The 20305-nt window shown below is 60.4% G+C and carries 21 protein-coding genes; 3 read left to right on the plus strand and 18 right to left on the minus strand.

All coding sequences use genetic code 11. The annotated features are described in order from the left end of the window. Position 1: 1 nt before the first annotated feature. The 10 genes from D4754_RS17975 to D4754_RS18020 form a co-directional block, all read right to left on the minus strand. Entirely contained in the window at positions 2–676 is a 675-nt protein-coding gene (locus tag D4754_RS17975; protein WP_163025967.1) for a TrbG/VirB9 family P-type conjugative transfer protein, read from the minus strand. 60 nt (positions 677–736) lie between these two features. Continuing rightward, a complete protein-coding gene (locus D4754_RS17980) occupies positions 737–1381 on the minus strand; it encodes a VirB8 family type IV secretion system protein (RefSeq protein WP_114295071.1) in 645 nt (214 codons plus the stop codon). Positions 1382–1383: 2 nt separating this feature from the next. After that, positions 1384–2385 (minus strand): TrbL/VirB6 family protein, encoded by a 1002-nt coding sequence (locus D4754_RS17985; RefSeq protein WP_114295072.1) that lies wholly within the window; start codon positions 2383–2385, stop codon positions 1384–1386. Positions 2386–2387: 2 nt separating this feature from the next. Then, entirely contained in the window at positions 2388–2876 is a 489-nt protein-coding gene (locus D4754_RS17990; protein WP_089852529.1) for a hypothetical protein, read from the minus strand. Positions 2877–2879: 3 nt separating this feature from the next. After that, positions 2880–3689 carry a type IV secretion system protein gene (locus D4754_RS17995; protein ID WP_114295073.1) on the minus strand — a complete coding sequence of 270 codons (810 nt, stop codon included), beginning with the start codon at positions 3687–3689 and terminating at the stop codon, positions 2880–2882. Further along, the gene (locus D4754_RS18000; protein WP_163025968.1) at positions 3679–4767 is read right to left on the minus strand and encodes a lytic transglycosylase domain-containing protein; all 1089 of its coding nucleotides are present in this window, start codon (positions 4765–4767) and stop codon (positions 3679–3681) included. The genes D4754_RS17995 and D4754_RS18000 overlap by 11 nt, the downstream gene beginning before the upstream one ends. A 165-nt stretch (positions 4768–4932) precedes the next feature. Next, the gene (locus tag D4754_RS18005; protein WP_163025969.1) at positions 4933–7236 is read right to left on the minus strand and encodes a VirB4 family type IV secretion/conjugal transfer ATPase; all 2304 of its coding nucleotides are present in this window, start codon (positions 7234–7236) and stop codon (positions 4933–4935) included. A 55-nt stretch (positions 7237–7291) separates the two neighbouring features. After that, a complete protein-coding gene (locus tag D4754_RS18010) occupies positions 7292–7567 on the minus strand; it encodes a VirB3 family type IV secretion system protein (protein ID WP_114295076.1) in 276 nt (91 codons plus the stop codon). Positions 7568–7590: 23 nt separating this feature from the next. Continuing rightward, positions 7591–7875 (minus strand): TrbC/VirB2 family protein, encoded by a 285-nt coding sequence (locus tag D4754_RS18015; RefSeq protein WP_037239483.1) that lies wholly within the window; start codon positions 7873–7875, stop codon positions 7591–7593. Next, positions 7872–8420, minus strand: a complete 549-nt coding sequence (locus D4754_RS18020; protein ID WP_375342699.1) for a lytic transglycosylase domain-containing protein — start codon at positions 8418–8420, stop codon at positions 7872–7874. Before D4754_RS18020 ends, D4754_RS18015 begins: the two co-directional genes overlap by 4 nt. 621 nt (positions 8421–9041) lie before the next feature. On the opposite strand from D4754_RS18020, the gene D4754_RS18030 reads away from it, so the two are divergent. The 3 genes from D4754_RS18030 (at position 9042) to repC (ending at position 11428) form a co-directional block, all read left to right on the plus strand. Next, on the plus strand, positions 9042–9311 hold the full coding sequence (locus tag D4754_RS18030) for a hypothetical protein (protein ID WP_067296151.1): 270 nt from the start codon (positions 9042–9044) through the stop codon (positions 9309–9311). A gap of 85 nt (positions 9312–9396) precedes the next feature. Next, a complete protein-coding gene (locus D4754_RS18035; protein WP_121066465.1) occupies positions 9397–10050 on the plus strand; it encodes a hypothetical protein in 654 nt (217 codons plus the stop codon). 220 nt (positions 10051–10270) lie between these two features. Beyond that, a complete protein-coding gene (repC, locus tag D4754_RS18040; RefSeq protein WP_121066468.1) occupies positions 10271–11428 on the plus strand; it encodes a replication initiation protein RepC in 1158 nt (385 codons plus the stop codon). A 63-nt stretch (positions 11429–11491) separates the two neighbouring features. Here repC and D4754_RS18045 read toward each other — a convergent pair whose 3' ends face one another. The 8 genes from D4754_RS18045 to D4754_RS18080 form a co-directional block, all read right to left on the minus strand. Then, positions 11492–12325: an MBL fold metallo-hydrolase gene (locus D4754_RS18045; protein ID WP_224557916.1), complete on the minus strand. Its 834-nt coding sequence runs from the start codon at positions 12323–12325 to the stop codon at positions 11492–11494. A gap of 139 nt (positions 12326–12464) precedes the next feature. After that, positions 12465–13031 carry a biotin transporter BioY gene (locus tag D4754_RS18050; protein ID WP_047998012.1) on the minus strand — a complete coding sequence of 189 codons (567 nt, stop codon included), beginning with the start codon at positions 13029–13031 and terminating at the stop codon, positions 12465–12467. Positions 13032–13084: 53 nt separating this feature from the next. After that, on the minus strand, positions 13085–14251 hold the full coding sequence (locus tag D4754_RS18055; RefSeq protein WP_047998013.1) for an acyl-CoA dehydrogenase family protein: 1167 nt from the start codon (positions 14249–14251) through the stop codon (positions 13085–13087). After that, positions 14248–16254 (minus strand): acetyl/propionyl/methylcrotonyl-CoA carboxylase subunit alpha, encoded by a 2007-nt coding sequence (locus tag D4754_RS18060; protein ID WP_047998014.1) that lies wholly within the window; start codon positions 16252–16254, stop codon positions 14248–14250. Before D4754_RS18060 ends, D4754_RS18055 begins: the two co-directional genes overlap by 4 nt. Continuing rightward, positions 16251–17045, minus strand: coding sequence for a crotonase/enoyl-CoA hydratase family protein (locus D4754_RS18065; RefSeq protein WP_047998015.1), 795 nt, complete (start codon positions 17043–17045; stop codon positions 16251–16253). The genes D4754_RS18060 and D4754_RS18065 overlap by 4 nt, the downstream gene beginning before the upstream one ends. A gap of 10 nt (positions 17046–17055) precedes the next feature. Then, positions 17056–18654: an acyl-CoA carboxylase subunit beta gene (locus D4754_RS18070; protein ID WP_047998016.1), complete on the minus strand. Its 1599-nt coding sequence runs from the start codon at positions 18652–18654 to the stop codon at positions 17056–17058. A 3-nt stretch (positions 18655–18657) separates the two neighbouring features. After that, positions 18658–19287, minus strand: coding sequence for a TetR/AcrR family transcriptional regulator (locus D4754_RS18075; protein ID WP_047998017.1), 630 nt, complete (start codon positions 19285–19287; stop codon positions 18658–18660). A 181-nt stretch (positions 19288–19468) separates the two neighbouring features. Further along, a complete protein-coding gene (locus tag D4754_RS18080; protein WP_047998018.1) occupies positions 19469–20299 on the minus strand; it encodes an SDR family NAD(P)-dependent oxidoreductase in 831 nt (276 codons plus the stop codon). Positions 20300–20305 lie beyond the last annotated feature (6 nt).

A 20305-nucleotide genomic window follows, 5' to 3' on the forward strand; every position in this document is an offset into this window, starting at 1 on the left:
ATCAGAACTCCCGTCCACGCAGGGCGGCCACGGCAGCAGCCTCGGTCGTGAACCCACCAGTTTCCCGGGTAATGCAGATATGATCGTCGCCCATTCGGATCGTGTAGGCGTCCCGCACGCCGGTGACCCGCACGACCGCACCTTGCGTCTGGCTGTTCTGGGTGATCTCGTAGCCTTGGGCGTTCAAGCCGAAGATCGAGGGCCGCACGCCGGGCCGGAATTCAAAGAAGGTCGAGCGCCCATCATTCCAGACCCGCACCGGGCGGATCGCACCGCTGCCCGCGAACTGATAGCCGGTATCTCGGCCTCCAGCCGCAAGCTGGCGCCCGGCGGGTCGCTCGTCGGGAAAGTTTACGACGACCCGGAAAGACTGTGTCCGCGAGCGTCCCTCTGTCAGATAGAAGGCGACAGCGCGGCGGTTGGTAAAGATCGTCAGGTTTGTCGCGGCCCGAGCCTCGACAGGCTTGATCGAGATCGTATTGCGGTTTGACAGAACCTCCACTTCATAGGACGCGGAGTCACCGATCAGGACTTGATTGATCCGTTCGCCGGGACCGAGTTCGATTGACGTGTTTACCCGAAGGTGGGTGTCGATCCGGATCACATCCGTAGGGTTGAAGGTCACGTGGCGAACGCGGGCGTCCTGGCCCATGGTGACCGGTGCGCGCTCGGCCAAGGCGGGCGTTCCGAGCAACCCGCCGACCGTTGCGATGGCAATTATGAAGGTTTTCATGAACTATTCTCGTGTCAGTGTTTCGGCATCGACCCGGTAAGCGGTCACCGAGAAGCCAAGGGGATTTTCCCAAACGCGTGTCAGGGAGCGTTCGCGGCGGGGGGCAAATTCAAACCCTACGGTGGCGATGAATGTTTGCGTGACGGGGGTCTGGTTGGGTCGGGTGAGGCGTTTGTCGAACCGGATCTGAGCCACTTCGTCCTGCAGGAAGGTGATCGCCCGCACGCGGACATCGACCTGCGCATTCGCGCCGTAGCTGCGCGGTGGATAATTCTCGGCCCCCGCGGTCCAGAGTTCTATCAGCGAGGCGCGGGCGGGCCCGCTGGAGCGCCGCTGGACACTTTCGAGCCGTTCTTGAATGCCGTTCCTGAAATAGCTTTCGCGGTCGCTGATATAACTGACAAGCAGGGATTCCTTGATCGCTTCCTCATCGGTGATACCAGTCGGCTGAACCTGATAGATGCGTTCTGCTGCACCCGACGTGCTGTCGACGAGGACGGTAAACACTTCGGTTTCGCGCAGGGGCAACATAACCGTAATGGTCAGGGCCAACAGCACGGATACGGCGCAGGAACAGCCCGCAACGATCCATGCGGCGCGCGCTGCCCGGCGCGGACCCATCACCAAATCGATATCGAAACCACTCATGACTATCCCTTCTTCATCTTTCCGGCGAGCTTGACCGCACCGCCCGCATAGCTCCCGGCACGGGCCGCGCTGGACGATCGGTCGGAGACGCCTTGTCCCTGAAGTCCTGCATTGAAGCCCCGTCGCATGTCATCTCCGCCCCGGATCGCGGCACCGGTATTGCGCCACGCGTTCCCGGGCATCCGCGCGGCATTTGCACCGATCGAGGCGAGGCCGATGTTCGTGGCGGCAAGCCCTTGCGCGAAAGTTGGCACGAGCAACATCAGGCCAGCGCCGATCATCATCACCACGACGAACGAAATCGCGTCCCCGAGTGTTTCGACGCTGTCGAGGCTATCAGGCGCGACAGCTTCACCCGTCGCTATGGTGAAGCCAGCCATGGCAGCCACGAACAGCGGCACAAAGGAAAAACCGATGGCGAGTTTGACCCATGCCTCGAACAGTGGCGCCGATTGTTTGAATAATGTGCAAGCCACGACCACAGGTGCGATGGCGATCAATACCGCCAACATGATCTTGGCGGCCGACAGAACGATGATGGTGATCGTCGCCATGGCGGCGGCCACAAGAAACATGACCACGCTGGTCATGGCACCGGCCAGCCAGCCTCCATTCTGGCTGATCGCCTGTCCGACATTCAGGGCTTGGGAGTAGAGATCGTCGATTCCATCATAAAGGTTCCCAACTGTGCCGCCTGACAGTGAGTTCAGTATCCCCGCGCCGAGCTCCGCCGGGGCGTTTGTCAAAGCGTCATAGGGGACAGAGAGGTTCGCGAAGGTCAGGAACACATTCACCAGCACAATGCGCAGCCCTACCGACACGATTGTGGAAACCGAGAGCGGCACGGCTTGCAGACCCACATTTGCGCCTACAAGAACGACCACCAACACAGATGCGGTCTGTACAACCGGGCGTACTGCGGCAACCGTATCAGCATACGTGTCAGCTGCCACGCCCGCGACAGTGGCATCTACCAATGCCAGAACCTCAGCGATTATGGCCATCCTTAACTACCACACCGCTCCAATTGGAAGTTCTGATAGCGCTCGTTTACATCTGACCAATCGCTGCGACGGTATTTGCGAAAGACGCTGAAATCGCTGGTAGTTGCATCCTGCGCCGGTTTGCCAATTCGTTCCTGCGTAAACGCATCGAGCGACCCGAGATCATAGATGCAGCCGCAGAAGCCCTGCGACATTGCAAGCTCTCTCAGGTCGGTGCCGAAGCCCCATCGAACCGCTCCACGGAAAATCTCGTTGCCGAAAAACTCAGTGTCCGGATAGCTGAAGGTGCAGGTTTGCGGCTTCGGGAACATCAAGAGCCCTCTTGCCTGTACCTCGCGCATGAGATCGAGGAGGCGTTCTTCCTCCCCATTTTCGGTGGCAGTGACGACCTCCCCGAGCAACGTATCGTCGGGCAGGTCTTGCAAGTCTTCCGCCCAGGCACTGCCTGCCAGGGCGATGAAAACTGCAAGTGCTTTGAGTGATGTATTCAAGGGTCAGTCCTCGGCGCCGGAAAAATCAAAGAAGGAGCGTGTGCGCGCCTGCTCGGCCGCGAAATCAATGCCGTTTTGACCTTGCGCCAAGCCTTGGGCGGCATTCAGGCGCCACATCTGGCCCAGCATGTAATTCGTCTCCGCGGCCATACGCGTGTTGAGATCGATCGATTCCTTGAGCGTTTCCTGATCGCCAATCGCTTCCACCAGCCCATCGATACGCTCGATGCTCTGGGCGGCTTCCTCGTAGGAAATTTGGGCTTGCCCGATAATCATGGCATTGGCAGCCGCCAGATCGGCTATGGCAGCGCCTTGCGGGTTCCCGGCGTCGTTCAGCTCGGTGAGTTTTTCCGAGGTGAACCCCGCACTGGCCATCGTCTCGCGCATGGCATCGGCGGCCCGGCGCTCTCCCATGGTGACGTCGCCATCGAGCAGATCGTCCAGCAGGCTGTCAAAATCCCCGAGCGACAGACTGTCCATGAAACCCGATAGATCGGTGATCTTCTGGGCGCGGGCACGCAGGTCCTCCACATCGTTGTAAAGGGCTGCGATTTCATTCAGGCCGGTAATTGAACCCAGGACGTCATCAAGAAGGCCCTGAATAACAGTGAGGCGCTCGATCTGGGTGCGCAATTCCTCGATTTGCTGAAGCTGGTTTTCCGCATCGCGCAGCGCGGCCTGCAGCTGCTCGATATTCTGCGCGAGGTTCGATCCATCGATCACTGGCACGCCCTGAGCGAAAGCAGGGGGCAGGTGAGCCGCCATGAGCGTGCCCGCGACAAGGATAGCGGCAAGGCGGGTCTCAGCCTTCATCGGAATACCTCCAGAAAGTGGATTGCTCCAGGTGATCGGCGGCCTCGGTCAAACCTTGTGCCGCTTCGACTTTCACGTGGGCCGCGCGCAGACGCAGTGTCAGCGCCATGAGCCGCGCCCGTTCAGCAAGCATATAGGTGGAGCGGTCCAGCGCCTCTTTTGCGTTACGGGGCGGATCTTCACGCAAAAGCGCCGCGATCCTCGTCATGGCCTGATCGATCTGTGTGCCCATGTAGGCGCCATAGCCGACCGAGGCATCCGCCCAGTTGCCCCAGGCGGCCGAGGCGCCATCGAAGCCCGCCAGTGACCCCGTCATTTCGACGCCGGTGATGGTGCCAAGATAGTCGTTGTAATAGCCGTTGATGCGCCGGACGTAGGTCTGGGTTTCCTCGAAAGGAGGCACACCACCATATTCGAGAACACGGCCGGGGCCTGCATTATAGGCCGCCAGAGCGTGGTCAATCCGACCGAAGCGGTTCAGTTGCGTGAGAATGTAGCGTGCGCCACCGTCCAAGTTTTCCCAAGGATCATACGGGTTCACACCGAGATCCGATGCTGTGCCCGGCATCAGCTGGCAAAAACCGCGCGCCCCCACGTGGGAGACGGCTGCATTGTTGAAACGACTTTCCTGCTTGATCAGTGACTGAAACAGGATACGCCACGTCAGTGGCGTCAGACCGGCGGCCGCAACACCGGGATGACCCTCATAGCGCCGCGCCACCGTGATGATCATGCGCTCCACGTCGCTTGGCTCACCGAAGAGGCGATCGGCATCAGGATGATCTTCCTGGGCTGGGTAAGTCTCTGCAGCGCTCGCCCAGCCGGGCCCACCAGCCTCGAACCCACTCAGGTCGGTGACACCGGTGGTCTCCGCAAGGAAACGCTCATAGGCTTCAAGCTGCTCTTGATAGATATCCGCTTGTTCCTGGCGGGCGTCGCGCTTCTGGCCCTGCCGCAAGGCGTCGCGTGCGAGCTCTTCCACGCGAGACACAGCGCGGGCAAGGTTGGAGCCATCGATCACTGGTACGCCCTGCGCAGAGGCAAGCGAGCCAAGACCCAGAGCCAACGGAATCGCCATTCTAGAAGCTCTGGAAATCACAATGCGCATTCCGTGAAACAAGGCCGGGGGCAGGGGCCGAGAACGCCATAGCGGGCCGCTCAAAACAGGGCGATCGCACGCCTGTTGATGCACCTTCGCAAGCGCTCAGGACCGTCATGGCGACCAACAGAAAAAATCGTGCTTTCACATCATGTCCTTCCAGAATTCTTCTTTCTTGCGCCAATTGGCAGGCGCTTTTTCCTCGCCGGTCTTGCCGCCACCAAGAACAGTAACCAGACCGCCCAAGCCTGCGAGATCGGTATTGACGAACACGCTGTCGGTGCCGGAACGGATCAATGCCAGCCGCAATCCGGCTGTCGGGCTGGAAAGAAAATCCGCCTCGCGCGCATTCAGGCGCAGGATGCTATAATCCTCCGGATTTGCCCGTGGATTGGGAAACAGGATCTGGGTTGCCACACTTTCCGCGATGATCTGGCCGACCGAACTTTGGTCCAGATGACCCGGTGTCTGGGTCAACATCATCACCACGCAGTTGCGCTTGCGCATGGTAACCAGCCAGTCATGGAGGCGCTTGACGAAGATATCGTCAGCCAACATCTTCCACGCCTCGTCGATCACAATAATCGTTGGTCTGCGATCCTCGATCACGCGCTCGATACGGCGGAAGAGATAGGCGAGGAGGGCGGAGCGTTCTGCGTCCTGGTCCAGAAGTTCGGTCATGTCGAGACCAAGGACATCCTCGCCAATGGCAATCGACTGGGCACTGGGCCTTGAGAAAAGCCAACCGTACCGGCCGGCTTCTGTCCATTCCCGCACGCGGGACACCAGGTCGCCGTCATCATCGGTAGAAGCCACGAGGCTTGCCAAACCGTCAAAGGTTCTAAGGCCCGGCTCCGCAGCGGCGATCTGACGAACCGCCTCGTTCAGTGCTGCGGTCTGGACCGTCTCAAATGGACGGTGGCGGGCCAGAATGTCGCCGAGCCAATCTGTCAGCCAGGCGGCCCCCCGCGCATCGGTCTCCGTGGTCATTGGGTTAAAGCCGGTGGGCTGGCCCACCTTGATTTCGCTGTAGCTGCCACCCAAAGCGCGGATCGCCATCTCCAACCCCTGATCCTTGTCGAAAACGATGACCCGCGCACCCACTCTGCGGGCCTGCGCCATGAGAAAAGCCGTGCCCAGTGTCTTGCCGGACCCGGTGCGGCCCAGAACAAGCGTGTGCCCGACGCTTGGCTCATCGGTCCGGCGCCCCGCTTCGTGAAAGTTGAACCGGTAGAGGCTGGAGGTCACGGTCGGGAAGGCCGTGATCGTCTTGCCCCATGGGCTGGCCTCGGGTCCGCGTCCCGGCCTTGTCTTGTGAAACGCGGCCAGTTCCGCGAAATTGTGCGACGAAACGATCCCGTCACGGATCCGGTAGGCCCAGTTTCCGGGCGCTTGTGCGAAATAGAGCGCCTTTGCGGCCCAGGATTCCCTTACCAGAACGGCACCGGTCTCTTGCCCCGCCCGCCAGATCTCGGAAGCTGCCTGTTCCAGTTCCTCGGCGCTGTCACAGAAGACCTGCACGGATGCATGGTGTGTCCCAAAGGTCGACCGGCCGGATGCCACGGCGTCGGCGGCTTCGATCAATTGCTCTGTCAGGCTGACACCAGCATCCTCGGAGGCACCCCGCTGGCGAAAGGTGCGTTGAATGCGCTCAACCATCTCATTGGCGCGCCGCGGCGTGAAAGAGTTGGTGATCGTGATGTCATAGGGCAGTTCCAACGCGTCAAGCATGGTTGGCCAGGTGCGACTGGGATAGGATTTTATCCCGAAAATCGCGCCGTATCGTGCGCTGTCGCCGCTTTCCAGCCGCATGGTTTTGCCTTGAAAGCTGACGTCGAAATTGCTCATCGTGTCAGCCAACAGTTGCCCGGGGGCCGCGATGATCTTGCCGTAGCTCTGTCCGTGTACCGCGGCCAACACTGCAAGCCAGTCCCCGCTCGAGACTGTCAGGCGCGCTGCGCCTGCGTCGGAATACATCGCCATGAGCAGCGTCATGGCCTCTTCCAGGGCAACAATTCGCGTATCGATGTCTTTCTGGAAATCGCGGCCCCCGCCTAGGGCACCCAGAACCTTCGAGAATGCCTGCGGCATCGACGGACGCATCAATACTGTCAGCATCAAGGTGCGGGCTTTCAGGTCACGTGCGCGCAGGCTTCTCTGCCACGCCGCGTCTACCGCATTTGCAAAAGGCATACCGTCAGGCGCAGCAAGGTCCGCGACATCCGGGCGTGATACCTTGTTGATGTGGAAACCGAAACGCTCGCCCAACTGACTGACGATCCGGGCAAAGCCTTCACTGATCTCATCGATCCGGGTGTCATCGCTGGTGAAGCTGTCGATCCCGCCAAGCGTGACCGACGCCATCAGATCACCCTGCCGCGTCAGGATGACATTGTCTCGCACCGCAGCAATGTAAGGTAGGTGCCGCCCAAGACGCTCGGCTTTCAAGACCTTGTCCCCAAGTGCATCCCGAACAGCGTTGCTTGCAATCAACCCCCGAAACTCACGCGACATAGAAATCGCCCCCATCGCGGGATCGCACACTCGTTCGCGGTGTGCGCGACATCACCACGTTCAAAATCTGGAACAGATGTGGATTGCGGTCTGCGACCACCCAAAGCGGTGGGTAGCCCGCGAGGAACACCAGCAGGAACCGCATGTCGTCAACCAGAATGAAAGGGATCACGGATGCGAAGACCAGCGCCACAAAATATCCGATCGGGAGACCGAATATCCGTGGCGGCTTGGTCATCCCCAGAAAGAGTGGTGTGTCGCGCATGGAGGTCTCTGCGGCCTGTCAGATCAAGGAGCCGCAAAGCCATCGATGATGGTCTCGGCCGAAAAGATCAGCACCACGCCGACAAACACGGCGACGAAGATCGGCCAGTTGAGACGCCCGAAAAACATCATGACACCCGATCCCACGAGAGCGAGCACGCCGAGGCCACGACCGATCGGACCCGTCACCGCGTCGATGATGTTGTCGATCATGTCAGAGACCGGGCTGAGGTCCTGTGCAAGCGCCGGGGCTGCGGCCACTATCAGCAACGCGGCCAATGCCGCCCGGGTATAGTCGATGCGTTTCATATCTGGTCTCCGATGGATTGGGCATAGACGGCCATGACCTTGCGGACATGGCCTTGGGTTTCGCGGTAGGGGGGAATCCCGCCATGGCGCGCCACGGCTTCGGGGCCGGCATTATAGGCTGCAAGCGCAAGCTGCGGCGTGCCGAAACGATCAAGTTGTGTCAGCAAGTAGCGGGCGGATCCATGCAGGTTTTGCTCAGGATCATGCGGATCGACGCCAAGCACGCGCGCAGTGTCCGGCATCAACTGCCCAAGCCCGATTGCGCCGACATGCGACCGCGCGCCTGGATCAAATGCGCTTTCAATAGCGATGTTGGCGCGAAAGAATGCGAGCCAATCGCGAGAGGACATCCCGGCCCTGCGCAGGGCCGGGTGGTCCACGTAAACCGACCCCACATCCAGGATCATAGTCTCGATCGCAGGGCGGCCCGATGGGACCCGAGGCGGAGACAGGCGTGGTGAATCAAGAGGGACGACCTCAGAGCGTGCGACACCGTCGCTTTGCTCGGGTTGGGGTCTTGCAAAGTCGAGAACGCTACTGGTCAGTCGACCAACACGGTCTGGAGCATCGAGATCGATAACGGATTGTGCATAAGTGGAAGGGCCTGAAAGCCCCCAGAGAACGAGGCTAGCCGCTGGTAGGATACCTTGTCGTCTCAAACTCCCACGTGCCTCTCTCACCTTCTCGGAGAGGGCAGCTGAATACCTTTGCGTCGAGCTCCAGGCAGAAGCTCATGAGCCCTGCTGCGGTCTTGAAGACGCGTGGTTTAAGATCCCGGTTGGTCACATAGACCGACCGGTGCACACCGCCTTGACCGTCATTGGAGCAGACGAAAACCGTCCAGCCACCCCTATGCGTGTTGCCGCCCTTTTCCGGGGCTTCAACGCATTCCACCTCGATCCATGCCCCACCCTCGATCGCCTCTTGCATGTGCGATGTTAGGATCACGGGGTATTTTGTTCCTGCCATTTTGCCTCCGAAGGAAAGAAGTTCCTACGGAAGTAACCTGCTTTTGCACCGCTTCAAACAGTGCATGTCACAAGATATGCGGCGACGTAGCGGAAAACCCGTTAGAAGGTCAATAGATATCTTTTGATTGATTACGATATTTTTTCGGTGATAGGTCCGACACACGATTCGCCCCCAGATTGTCGGGAGACCACCAGATGTCGCGGTTGCTGGCATGTAGCACATTCATCGCCCTAGCGATCCCAGCAAATGCCGAGGCGCTGGCGATGGACTGCGTGTTGCCGTTGCGGCCGGAGCTGGCGGCCTCGCCTGCGCTCCTGAACGAGTACGGCGACGACATCAGAGCCGAGTTCAACACCTACTTCGATGAGGCACAAACCTATCTGAATTGCCTCGCCGCAGCATCAGCTTCCGCGCAGGCCGAAGTCCGTCTTGTGCTTGACGCTTACCAGGAGATGTTCCAATGAAACGACGCGCAAAATATGTCAGCAATTATGACACAATTAACATAAGTCTGATTATACGCCAACGGGTTAGCGGCGGCGCTCTGTCATGAGGCGGCTTGTGTCAACTGCCGCGATCATCGCGATCGGGCTTACACCGCTTGCTGCCAAACCTGCCACCGCACAAGGCTACCAGATCGATTGTGCGATCCTCCTGTGCCTCGCAGGCGGTTGGCCTGCGTCGGTTCCCTGCGCCCGTGCGCGCGCGGAGTTCATCCGCCGGATCACGCCCTGGCCAGTCGAACCACCGCTGCAGATCTGGCGTTGTCCAATGCGTGCTGAGTTCGAGGCGCCGGACCCGTTTGAGCGCCTCTACAGGTTGGCGGGGTTCAATCCTGGTCAAGCAGTCTCCCTGCCCCGAGAGCGAGAAACGCTCCAGCTCGCCCAAGCTGTCGGGCGTGCCGCCGATATCGATGTGACGGACCCTGCTTTTGATTTCGTCCGCTCCATAGATGTCTTTCAGGTTACGGCACGTCAGAGGGAGGGCCGTGACGATTGCAACAGATATGCTTCTGTGCGGCGTGGCACGTATGATCAAGACGGCCAATTCCGGTGGCAAAACAGCTCGATAAGTGCCCTTCCTCCAGCCTTCCGAGGGGCCGAGCGATACGGCCAGAACTGCCCCGATATCTGGGTCCGTGCTGTGTTCGTCGATTGGGAGGATTTTGAGGGCGCCTATGGCTTCGAACAAGTCAACTACTGATCTCAAACAGTCACAGGCAAACGATAAAAAAGAAGAAACCCCCGCAAGGCGGCAACCAAGCGAGGGGCTCAAAGAACAACGGAATTGGCGTTCCGTCAGATCAAATCAAACTGTGATCTCGTTCTAGCAGTCCCGACAGTCAAGGCAATGAAAAAACGTGTCGCTCGCGGGGACACGGATGCCCTGTTGCAGCCTTGTCCCAATTCACAAGGACTAGACAGTGAACGTGATCCAAACCCATCTCACCCTGCCGGAAGGCTGGACCAAAGGTGCTGTCATGGCGCTAATTTCAGAGGTTGCCCCGCATATAGGCCTGCGCCCGGCGCGCTTGGCAGTTCTGAACTACATCATCGGGCGCACCCGCGCATCCGACTGGACCTCTCCCCATCGTGAACCGGTGTTTTTTGGCGCGCAAGATCTCGCAGCGGTCGAACTTGGCAAGACGTCGCGCCAGTTGCGAACGGATGAGGCCGCGCTGGCCAAGCTTGGGCTGATCGTGAAACGTGTCGCGGCGAATGGGGCCCGCTATGGTCGCGCTGGCCTAGGCTTGATACTGACTCCGCTGATCGCGCGACTGGAAGAGTTCATAGCCCTTCGCGATCGGCTCCGTGCGGAACGGAGGCATTTGCGCGCTTTGAAGGATCTTCGGTCCCTTCGTTTGCGTCACATGAAACGGTGCATCGCCGCCCTGCCCTCCTCGGCTATCAAAGATCCTGAGATCGTCAAGATTCTCGCCAGTTTCGATAAATGGCCACGCAGCGATGCGTTAAGCCGTCTTGGTCTGGAGCGGCTCAACGCCCATTTGAAGGCCAGTTCCGATCTGTGCAACAGCCTTGATGACTGGCTTGAAAAACGTGGGCTTTCTTCCGACCAGCCAGCGGAAAACTTCCGGCCCTTTACACAAAACACCAGAGAAGAAACTCAAACTGTAAAGACGCCGCCCGCTGTGGATAACTCTGGAAGACATGCGGAAATCGCACAGAGTGAACCGCCATCATCAATTCCCTGCCCCGCGCCACCCGCTCTGACGCCAGAGAATCTATATCGCATTGCCGGCGACGGCTTACGCATGATGCTTGACGCGAGCCGAGATCAGAACCGACCTCTCAAAGAGCGCGACATCATCGAGGCTGCCTGGGCGTTGCTGCCGATGCTCGATATCCATGCTTCAGTTTGGCATGAGGGCCAGAGCACCTTGGGCGACCACGGGTTGGCTTTCTGCCTACTATTGGTTGATGCGCAGCGAGATCACCCGAGCTACCCTGTTCGCAATCCTGGCGGTTTGATGCGCGAACTGATCCGTCGAGCCAAGGCAGGAAGGCTGGACTTCGATGCAAGCGTTGCGGCTCTGCAAAAACGGCGCAATGGGGTGAGGTAGAGTTTCCAACCCGCAACTGAACTTGCCCAAAAACGCGCTGAAAATCTCGTAATGAAGTTTATGTTAAGGTAATCTCCAGATCCCTTCGTCCTGAACCACCCGGGATTCTGAAAGAAGCTTCTCCAGATGCGCCGCGGCATTTCGTTCGGCGGCCATTGCAATATGCGGGTCAGATTTTTTGTAAACAGAAGTGGCGATATTCTGGAGCGAGTCGGAGGTACTTGAGAGGTACGCGAGAATCTCCGACTCACGACGCATCCGGTTGGCGAGCAACCGTTTGACGTACGGTCCCGGGTCCCGGAGTACAGGTCCGTGACCCGGCAGGCTGACCTTATCGTTGCGATCGATTAGCCGCTGAAGCTGGGTGCAGTAATCGCGCATGTTGCCGTCAGGGGGACTGACTATAGAACTGTTCCAACTCATCACGTGATCGCCTGTGAAAAGTACTCCATCCGGCCTCGCGAAGCAGAGGTGATCGCTCGCATGACCAGGTGTGTGCAGGACAGTAAGACCAGCGATCACCTGCCCGTCTTTCAAAAAGCCGTCAGGTTGAAACGCATCGTCAGGAAATGCGCGCGAAACATAAACCGGCAAACCTGTACGTTCGCGCAATGCCGGCACGGCCCCGAAATGATCGGAATGGTGATGTGTCAAGAGAATTCCGGCAGGGTTGGCTCCCAAATTCTCGACGATTGCTTCGAAATGTGCACTGTCTTCTGCTGGACCGGGGTCGATAATGAACCGACCGTCAGGAGTATCAATGATATAGCTATTCGTCCCGTGATAGGTCATCTTCCCGGGATTGTTGGCAACGATCCTTAGGATTCCCTCGGCCACCTCTACGCCCTGCGCACGAGGAGGGTCAGGCTCACCGTAAAACATGTTGTTTCTTGTCATTCTTTATGACCATGTATTGATTGCGAACAATCCGTATCATGCAGCTCCGCCTCTTGCTCTTGCACAATTTCGGAAACCTCAAGCTGGTTTTCAGCGCCGGTCGAACCCGGCACTGGAACAAAGCAACGAAGCCCAGCGTTCAAACACGGCCCCGATTTTGGAACCCTGTATACAGCACCACAGCAATTGCCGCCTTGGCCAGATCTCCAAGCAGGAACGGGTAAAGCCCGGCGTTCATCAATTTTTCTCCATAGCCGATAAAGCCGCCCAGCCAGAAGAGCCCTGCGCAGTACATAAGCATGGAACCGAAAAGTACAGCGACAGTTGCTCTGAATGCAGGCTGAAACCCTCTCAACTTTTGAACCATCCATCCAGCGGCAGCCGCTGCGAGTGCGAACCCAATCAAGTATCCGCCTGTGGGGCCGGCAATATAGACCAATCCGGCCGGCGCGGGAGGCGTGCCAGCGAAAACCGGAAGGCCAAGCGCGCCTTCCAGAAGGTAGATTACTACAACAAGTCCACCGCGAACTGGACCCAGAAAAAGTCCAAGGCCCAGGACTGCTAGGGATTGGGTCGACATCGGAACCGGGTAGAAAGGAACCACGATTTTCGCGGAGAGTGTTAGAAGAATGGTGCCGATGAGTATAGTTGCGAACTCTCGGGACAGACTTGCGAGTGGTTGGCGTTGAGTAGATTCCAAATTCATTTTGTTAGTCCTTGTGTCAGTTGGTCGTTGATATGGTTTTTGTAATGGTGAGTTCACATCCGCTTGGCGACCTCTTCGAGCATGACCTCGGTGGCACCGCCGCCGATGGCCTGGACACGGGCATCGCGCGACATGCGTTCCACGGGTGTTTCCCGCATATAGCCCATACCGCCATGGAACTGGACACAGTCGTAAAGCACGCTGTTTACCAGCTCGCCACAATAGGCCTTGACCATCGATACTTCTTTGACGCAATCGCGGCCCGCGGCATCTAGTGACGCAGCGTGATAGGTAAGCTGACGTCCCGCTTCAATCCGGGTCTGGCAATCGGCCAATCGCTGGCGCACTGCCTGCTTGTCCCACAGCACACCACCGAAAGCCTTGCGCTGCTTGACGTAATCCACAGTCATTTCCAGTGCGGATTGCGCCTCGGCGCAGGCCATTGCACCCAGCACGATCCGTTCGTTCTGGAAGTTCTTCATCACCGAGTAGAAGCCCCGGTTCACCTCCCCCAGCACGTTCTCTGCCGGGATGCGCACATCCTCGAAGATCAGTTCGGCGGTGTCCGAGCACAGCCAGCCGGTCTTGTTCAGCGCCCGGCCGACAGAGAACCCCGGCGTGCCCTTTTCGACCGTGAACATGGTGATCCCGCGCGAGCCCTTGGCGTCCGGGTCGGTCTTGGCGCCGACGAAATAGATGTCGCCATGCACGCCGTTGGTGATGAACATCTTGGTGCCGTTGATCACCCAGTCCGATCCGTCCTGCACCGCGCGCGTGCGCATCCCCGCCACGTCAGACCCGGCGCCCGGTTCGGTCACGGCCACTGCGGCAATCTTTTCGCCCGAGGTGATCGAGGGCATCCAGCGCGCCTTTTGTTCGGGCGTACCGGCGTTTTCAAGATGCGGCGAGGCCATGTCGGTATGGACCAGAACCGTGGCCGAAAACCCGCCGAAGGTGGAGCGACCCGCTTCCTCGGCCAGCACGACGCTGGACATCACATTTAGCCCTGCGCCGCCATATTGCTCGTCATAGCGCATGCCCAGCACGCCCAGATCGCCCATCCGGCGCAGCACGTCACGCGGCACCATGCCATCCTTTTCCCAAGCGTCGGCCTTGGCCGTCACTTCGGTTTCGATGAAGCGGCGCAGCTGCGCGCGGATCATGTTCAGGTCCTCACTGAACGGGCCTGTGGCCGCATCAATCATGTCATGCTTGGTCATTGGATTTCCTCTGGATCGAGTTTTACAAGGGGCGCTTGCCCGGCGACGGTGTCGCCGGCGGCGCAGTAGATTTCGGCTACGATGCCCGCAAACGGGGCGACCAGGCTTTGCAGCAGTTTCATCGCCTCAAGCACCACCAGTGTATCGCCCGCCGCGACCCGATCGCCGGGCGCGACCCGCAGTTCGACCACTGCACCGGGCATCGGCGCGACAAGCAAGTCTGCCCCGCGGACCTTTCCCGAAGCGCGTTGCAGGTGTCTGTCCTCCAGCGTTTCAATGGCAAACCCGGCCATACCATCCGGCGTTGACAGAAACACCTGCCAGTGTTTTTTCGTGCGGCGCAGGTGCGCGGCGCGGGTAAAGGGCACGCCGCCAACGCGCCCTGTCAGGCGGTCGGCGGTCAGGCCGGGCGCTTCGACGGTAACAGGGGTGTCGTCCGGCAATCTGATCGTCAGATGCCTTTTATCGCCCGCCGCGCTGGTCGGGTCTTCGTCGCCCAAGGCCCAATAGAAGGCAGCGCCGGGCCGGCCTGCGGGCGCGGTCAGACGCCACGCACCTAGACCTTGCCAAGGGGTGTTCCCGGCCGTCGGGACCAGATGCAAATGCAGGGCCAGTGTGGCCAGCGCGCGGCTTTGCGCATCGGGTGCGGGGGGTGCCCACCCGTTCACAAACATCTCGACAAGCCCGGCGGTGTGATGCCGGATCGCGGCAAAGTCGGGATGAATTAACAAGGCGCGCTGAAACGCCAGGTTCAGCCCCAGCCCGCCCACGGCAAAGCCGTCGATTGCGGCCACGCTCTTGCGGATGGCCTGCGCCCGGTCCGGCGCATGGATGATCAGCTTGGCCAACATGGAATCGTAGTGATGGCCGACAGTTGAACCTTCCCCGACGCCCGTATCCAGCCGCACGCCCGAAGGCGGCACCCACAGCGTGATCCTGCCGGTTTCGGGGCGGTAATTCTCGGCCGGGTTTTCGGCGGCAACGCGCACTTCGATGGCGTGGCCTTCGAAGTGTACGTCGGGTTGCTGGAAAGTCAGCCGCTCGCCCCGCGCGATGCGCAACTGCCATTCGACCAAGTCGATTCCGGTGATCGCCTCGGTGACGGGATGTTCGACCTGAAGGCGGGTATTCATCTCAAGGAAGTAATAGGCGCGGCGCTCGGGGTCATATAAGTATTCAACCGTTCCGGCAGAGCGGTATCCGATCGCCTGTGCAAGGCGCACGGCGGCAGCGCGCATATGCTCGCGCAGATCGTCTGGCAGATTCGGCGCGGGGGCCTCTTCGATAAGCTTCTGGTGATTGCGTTGCAGCGAACAGTCCCGGTCGCCGAGATGCACCAGGTTGCCATGCGTGTCGCCTAGCACCTGCACCTCGACATGGCGGGAGCGGAGCGCATAGCGTTCCAAAAATACCGCCGGATCGCCGAACGCACCCTGCGCCTCTGCCCGGGCAGAGGCGATGGCCTTGGGCGCGTCGGCCATGTCGGTGACGAGACGCATCCCGCGTCCGCCACCGCCGGCGCTGGCCTTGACCAGGAATGGCACCCCAAGCGCGCCCGCCTCTTGCAGCAGGCGTGAATCCGATTGATCGGCACCGCGGTACCCGGGCAGCACCGGCACCCCTGCGGCCTCGGCCGCAGCCTTCGCCGCGATCTTGGACCCCATTTGAGCGATGGCATCGGGTTCCGGTCCGATAAAGACTAGCCCTGCGGCCTCGACCGCTGCCGCGAAATCCGCGTTCTCGGACAGAAAGCCATAACCGGGATGCACCGCACCCGCGCCCGTGGCGCGCGCAGCCCCCAGGATGGCCGGGACGTTCAGGTAGCTTTCAGACGCAGCCGCCGGGCCGATACAGACAGCGTGATCCGCCTCGGCTACGAAGGGCGCGTCGCGGTCGGCCTCGGAAAAGACCGCAACCGTTTCCAGACCCAGCTTGCGGCACCCGCGCTGGATGCGCCGGGCGATCTCGCCCCGGTTGGTAATCAGGACGCGGGTGAAACTCATTTCACTCTCCACGAAGGCACGCTCTTGTTGAGAAAGCTGTTGATGCCTTCAATGCCTTCCCCGGTTTCCCAGGCGTCGGCTAGACGGTCGGCGGTGTAGATCATGTTGGTTTCCAGATCGTGACTGGCGACATAAGCGATCAGTGCCTTGGTATCCGCCACCGCGCCGGGCGCTGCCTGAAGGTGATCGTGCACCACCCGTTCAACGGCGGCATCCAACGCGTCGGCGGCGACGACCTCGGTGAGGAGCCCGATCCTTTCGGCGCGCGCGCTGTCGAAGAGCGCGCCCGACAGCATGGTTTCACGCGCGTGCACCTTGCCGATGCGGGCCACCACGTAGGGCGAGATATTGGCGGGCAGCAGACCCAGTTTCACTTCGGTCAGGCCATAGCGTGCGCCTTCTGCGCCGATGGTATAGTCGCAGACCGAAATCATGCCGACGCCACCGCCATATGCCGGCCCGTTGATCCGCCCGATCAGGGGCTTTTGCAGCGTGTCCAGTCGGCGCAACAGATGCGCGAGCGTGGCGCTTTGTTCGACCCGTTCGGCGCGGGATTTTTCGACGTTTGAGGCGAACCAGTTGAAATCCCCTCCAGCGCAAAAGCTTTTGCCGGCACCGGTCAGGATCACGATGCGCACCTTGTCATCTGAAGCCAGATCCTCGACCGCGTCGAAAAGCTCGGCGATCAGATCGGCGTTCAGCGCATTGTGCTTGTCAGGGCGGTTGAGGGTTACCGTGGCAACGCCACGCGCATCGGTTTCGACAATGATGGTTTCATAACTTGTTGTCATGACATCGGCCTCACATTCTGAAGACGGGCGTGTGGCGCCCTTTCTCGGGCACCGACGAGACAATGGCCAGACACAGGCCCAGAATATCGCGGGTCTGTCCGGGCTCGATCAACCCGTCATCCCAGAGCCGCGACGTGGCGTAATACGGATCGGACTGTTCGCCATATTGGGCACGCACCTGCGCCTCGATCTGCGCAAGATCGGTCTCCATCCTTTCAGGCTCGCCGCCTTTCTGGCGGCGCAGCTCCTGCATCACGTTGGTCGCGATGTCCGCGGACATGGTGGCCAACTCCGCCATCGGCCAGGCAAAGAGGAAATTCGGTGCAAATCCGCGTCCGCACATGCCGTAATTGCCCGCTCCATAGGATCCGCCAAGCAGGACTGACAATCGCGGCACCTTGGCAACCGACATGGCATAGACAAGCTTGGCGCTGTTCTTGGCGATGCCGCCGCGCTCCGCCTCGGTCCCGACCATGAAACCCGCGATGTTGTGCAAGAACAGTAGCGGGATATTGCGCTGGTCGCACATCGAGACGAACTGCGCCCCCTTCAGCGAACTGTCCGACATCAGCGCGCCGTTGTTGGCCAGGATACCGACCCGATAGCCGTGGATCCGCCCGGTGCCGCAAACCAACGTCTCACCCCAGCCGGGCTTGAATTCGCGGAACTCGCCCGCGTCGATCATGCGCAGCAGAACCTCGCGCATGTCGTAGGGCTGCTTGCGGTCGGCGCTGATGATGCCGAGCAATTCTGACGGATCATGCGCGGGCGGCGCGGGGGCTGCGTCGGGCGGCATCGGGCGCGACTGGCCCAACTCGGCCACGATGTCGCGCATCAGCGCCAGCGCATGGTATTCGTCCTCGGCCAGATGGTCGGACACGCCCGAGACGCGCGAATGCATCTCAGCACCACCCAGCGTTTCGCCATCGGCCACTTCGTTGATCGCCACCTTGACGATAGAGGGCCCGCCCAGATGGATGCGCGCGTTGCCGCGCACCATGATGACCTCGTCCGACAGCGCGGGAATATAGGCCCCGCCTGCCGTGCAGCCGCCGAACACGGCCGATATCTGCGGCAAGCCGCTGGCCGACATGTTGGCCTGGCGATAGAAGGAATTGCCGAAATGGCGGGCATCGGGAAAGACCCGGTCCTGCTCGGGCAGATAGGCCCCGCCGCAATCCACCAGATAAAGGCAAGGCAGCCGGGTTTCCGCCGCGATTTCCTGGGCGCGGATATGCTTTTGCACCGTCTCGTGGTAAAATGATCCGCCCTTGACCGTCGCATCATTGGCTATGATCATGCAGGGCAGGCCGTGGACGATGCCGATGCCGGTCACGATCCCCGCACCAGGCACCTCGCCGCCGTATTGCCCGTAGGCCGCGAGCGACGACAGTTCCAGAAACGCCGTGCCCGGATCCACCAGCAAGTCGATCCTCTCGCGGACCAGCAGCTTGCCGCGCTTGCGGTGGCGCTCGACCATGTCGAGGCGCCCGCCCGAGGTGGCCTCGGCAAAGCGCGCGCGCAGCGTCTCGACCCGCGCGCTTTGCGCCTGGTGATTCCGCGCATAGATCTCTGATGCGGTCAGCACTGCTGTTTCAAGGCGCGCCATGGCTCAGGTCTCCTGTCTTTCAAGTATTCCGTTGAGAAACACATCGGCATAGGTGCGTGACAGCGCCTCTGCGCTGCCGCGGTGCGGATCGAACCATTCAAGCGTGGCGTTCAGCGTACCGATCAACATCAGGCGCAGGCGGCGGATGTCCACTTCGCGTTTCAGCGCGCCGTCTGCCTGAAGCCGGGACAACAGGTTGTCCCATTCGGCCTCATAGGCCCGGCGCGTGTGCAGATTGGCATCGCGGACGGATTGCGGCACCTGCCCGAAAATGCGCACATTGGCCGAGGAATAATCGCTGACGTCCAGAAGCGCGCGCAGGTGCGCCCCGATCGCTGCCCGCAGGATCGCCTCGGCGCCGGTGCCCTCGGGCAAGGCGGAAACGGCTTGGCGCATGCTCTCATGAACGACCTGAATACCTGCATCCAGAACGCGCGCGACGATCTCGTCCTTGGAGCCAAAATGGTAATATATGCTGCCCGCCTTGATTCCAGCGGCCTCGGCGATTTTTCTGAGTGACACGGACCCATAGCCCTGTTCGCGGAAGAGCCGCGCCGCAACATCCAGCACGCCATCACGCCCGACCGCCCTCCGGGGGATCTCGTTGAGCTTGCTCGCTGAGGTATTCGCCATGGGGTCTCTTTACGGTATACTGCCTAACTAACACCTGTTAGGTAATTGGTGCCGATGAGTCAATCCTCCCGAACGCGTTGGATTGGAATTTGTGGCGAATCCCGTCCGGGCAATCGTCATACGGCCGCCGGAAATGCCGGTCGCCAGCCAAGGCTCGAATACGTGGTTTGGCTGGCGTGGGTCAGATCGTGAAGCCGCCGCCGCAAATGATGTGCTGACCCGAAATGAAGTTAGATTCGGGCGTACAGAACAAATAGACCGCGCCAGCGGCCTCTTGCGGGGTGCCGACCCGGCCCAGCGGAATCATGCGCTCCATCTGGGACAAGAGATCGGGGTTCACGCCGACCTTGATTTCGCGGTCTTCCACTTTGATTGTGCTGTCGCCCGCGGCGCTGCCTTCGGTCAGCCGCGTGCGGATCGGGCCAAAGGCCACCGCGTTGACGTTGACCTTGTAACGGCCCCATTCCTTGGCCATCGTCCGGGTGACACCCAGAACACCGGCCTTGGCGGCGGCGTAGTTGATCTGGCCGGCATTACCGCCGGTCCCCGCGATGGATGAGATATTCACCACCTTGCGGAACACTTCCTGCCCTGCAGCAGCTTCTTCTTTGGCCTTGGCGCTGATCACCGGCTGGGCGGCGCGCAGAATCCTGAAGGGCGCAGTCAGGTGAACGTCGATGATCGCCTGCCACTGTTCGTCGGTCATCTTCTGAACGACGCTGTCCCAAGTATAGCCGGCATTGTTCACGATGATGTCCAGCCCGCCAAAACTGTCCACGCCCGTCTTGATGAAACGTTCGGCGAAACCGTCTTCTGTCACGCTGCCGGCGCAGACCACGGCCTCGCCGCCAACCGCACGAATGGCCTCGGCGGTCTCATTGGCCGGGTCGGCATCCAGATCGTTGACCACCACGCGCGCCCCTTCCGAGGCCAGCTTGAGCGCGATCTCGCGACCGATACCCCGGCCCGAACCGGAAACCAGCGCAACGCGCCCGTCAAGTTTTCCAGTCATGTTTTC

Source organism: Chachezhania antarctica (genome assembly GCF_003646465.1).
GTDB classification, from domain to species: Bacteria; Pseudomonadota; Alphaproteobacteria; order Rhodobacterales; family Rhodobacteraceae; genus Chachezhania; species Chachezhania antarctica.

Bases quoted from the DNA above. Each gene is read 5' to 3' on its own strand.
- D4754_RS17980 (WP_114295071.1), bottom strand. From the start codon at position 1,381: ATGAGTGGTTTCGATATCGATTTGGTGATGGGTCCGCGCCGGGCAGCG.
- D4754_RS17985 (WP_114295072.1), bottom strand. From the start codon at position 2,385: ATGGCCATAATCGCTGAGGTTCTGGCATTGGTAGATGCCACTGTCGCG.
- D4754_RS17995 (WP_114295073.1), bottom strand. From the start codon at position 3,689: ATGAAGGCTGAGACCCGCCTTGCCGCTATCCTTGTCGCGGGCACGCTC.
- D4754_RS18000 (WP_163025968.1), bottom strand. From the start codon at position 4,767: ATGGCGATTCCGTTGGCTCTGGGTCTTGGCTCGCTTGCCTCTGCGCAG.
- D4754_RS18010 (WP_114295076.1), bottom strand. From the start codon at position 7,567: ATGCGCGACACACCACTCTTTCTGGGGATGACCAAGCCGCCACGGATA.
- D4754_RS18015 (WP_037239483.1), bottom strand. From the start codon at position 7,875: ATGAAACGCATCGACTATACCCGGGCGGCATTGGCCGCGTTGCTGATA.
- D4754_RS18030 (WP_067296151.1), top strand. From the start codon at position 9,042: ATGTCGCGGTTGCTGGCATGTAGCACATTCATCGCCCTAGCGATCCCA.
- D4754_RS18035 (WP_121066465.1), top strand. From the start codon at position 9,397: ATGAGGCGGCTTGTGTCAACTGCCGCGATCATCGCGATCGGGCTTACA.
- D4754_RS18045 (WP_224557916.1), bottom strand. From the start codon at position 12,325: ATGACAAGAAACAACATGTTTTACGGTGAGCCTGACCCTCCTCGTGCG.
- D4754_RS18050 (WP_047998012.1), bottom strand. From the start codon at position 13,031: ATGAATTTGGAATCTACTCAACGCCAACCACTCGCAAGTCTGTCCCGA.
- D4754_RS18055 (WP_047998013.1), bottom strand. From the start codon at position 14,251: ATGACCAAGCATGACATGATTGATGCGGCCACAGGCCCGTTCAGTGAG.
- D4754_RS18060 (WP_047998014.1), bottom strand. From the start codon at position 16,254: ATGAGTTTCACCCGCGTCCTGATTACCAACCGGGGCGAGATCGCCCGG.
- D4754_RS18065 (WP_047998015.1), bottom strand. From the start codon at position 17,045: ATGACAACAAGTTATGAAACCATCATTGTCGAAACCGATGCGCGTGGC.
- D4754_RS18070 (WP_047998016.1), bottom strand. From the start codon at position 18,654: ATGGCGCGCCTTGAAACAGCAGTGCTGACCGCATCAGAGATCTATGCG.
- D4754_RS18075 (WP_047998017.1), bottom strand. From the start codon at position 19,287: ATGGCGAATACCTCAGCGAGCAAGCTCAACGAGATCCCCCGGAGGGCG.
- D4754_RS18080 (WP_047998018.1), bottom strand. From the start codon at position 20,299: ATGACTGGAAAACTTGACGGGCGCGTTGCGCTGGTTTCCGGTTCGGGC.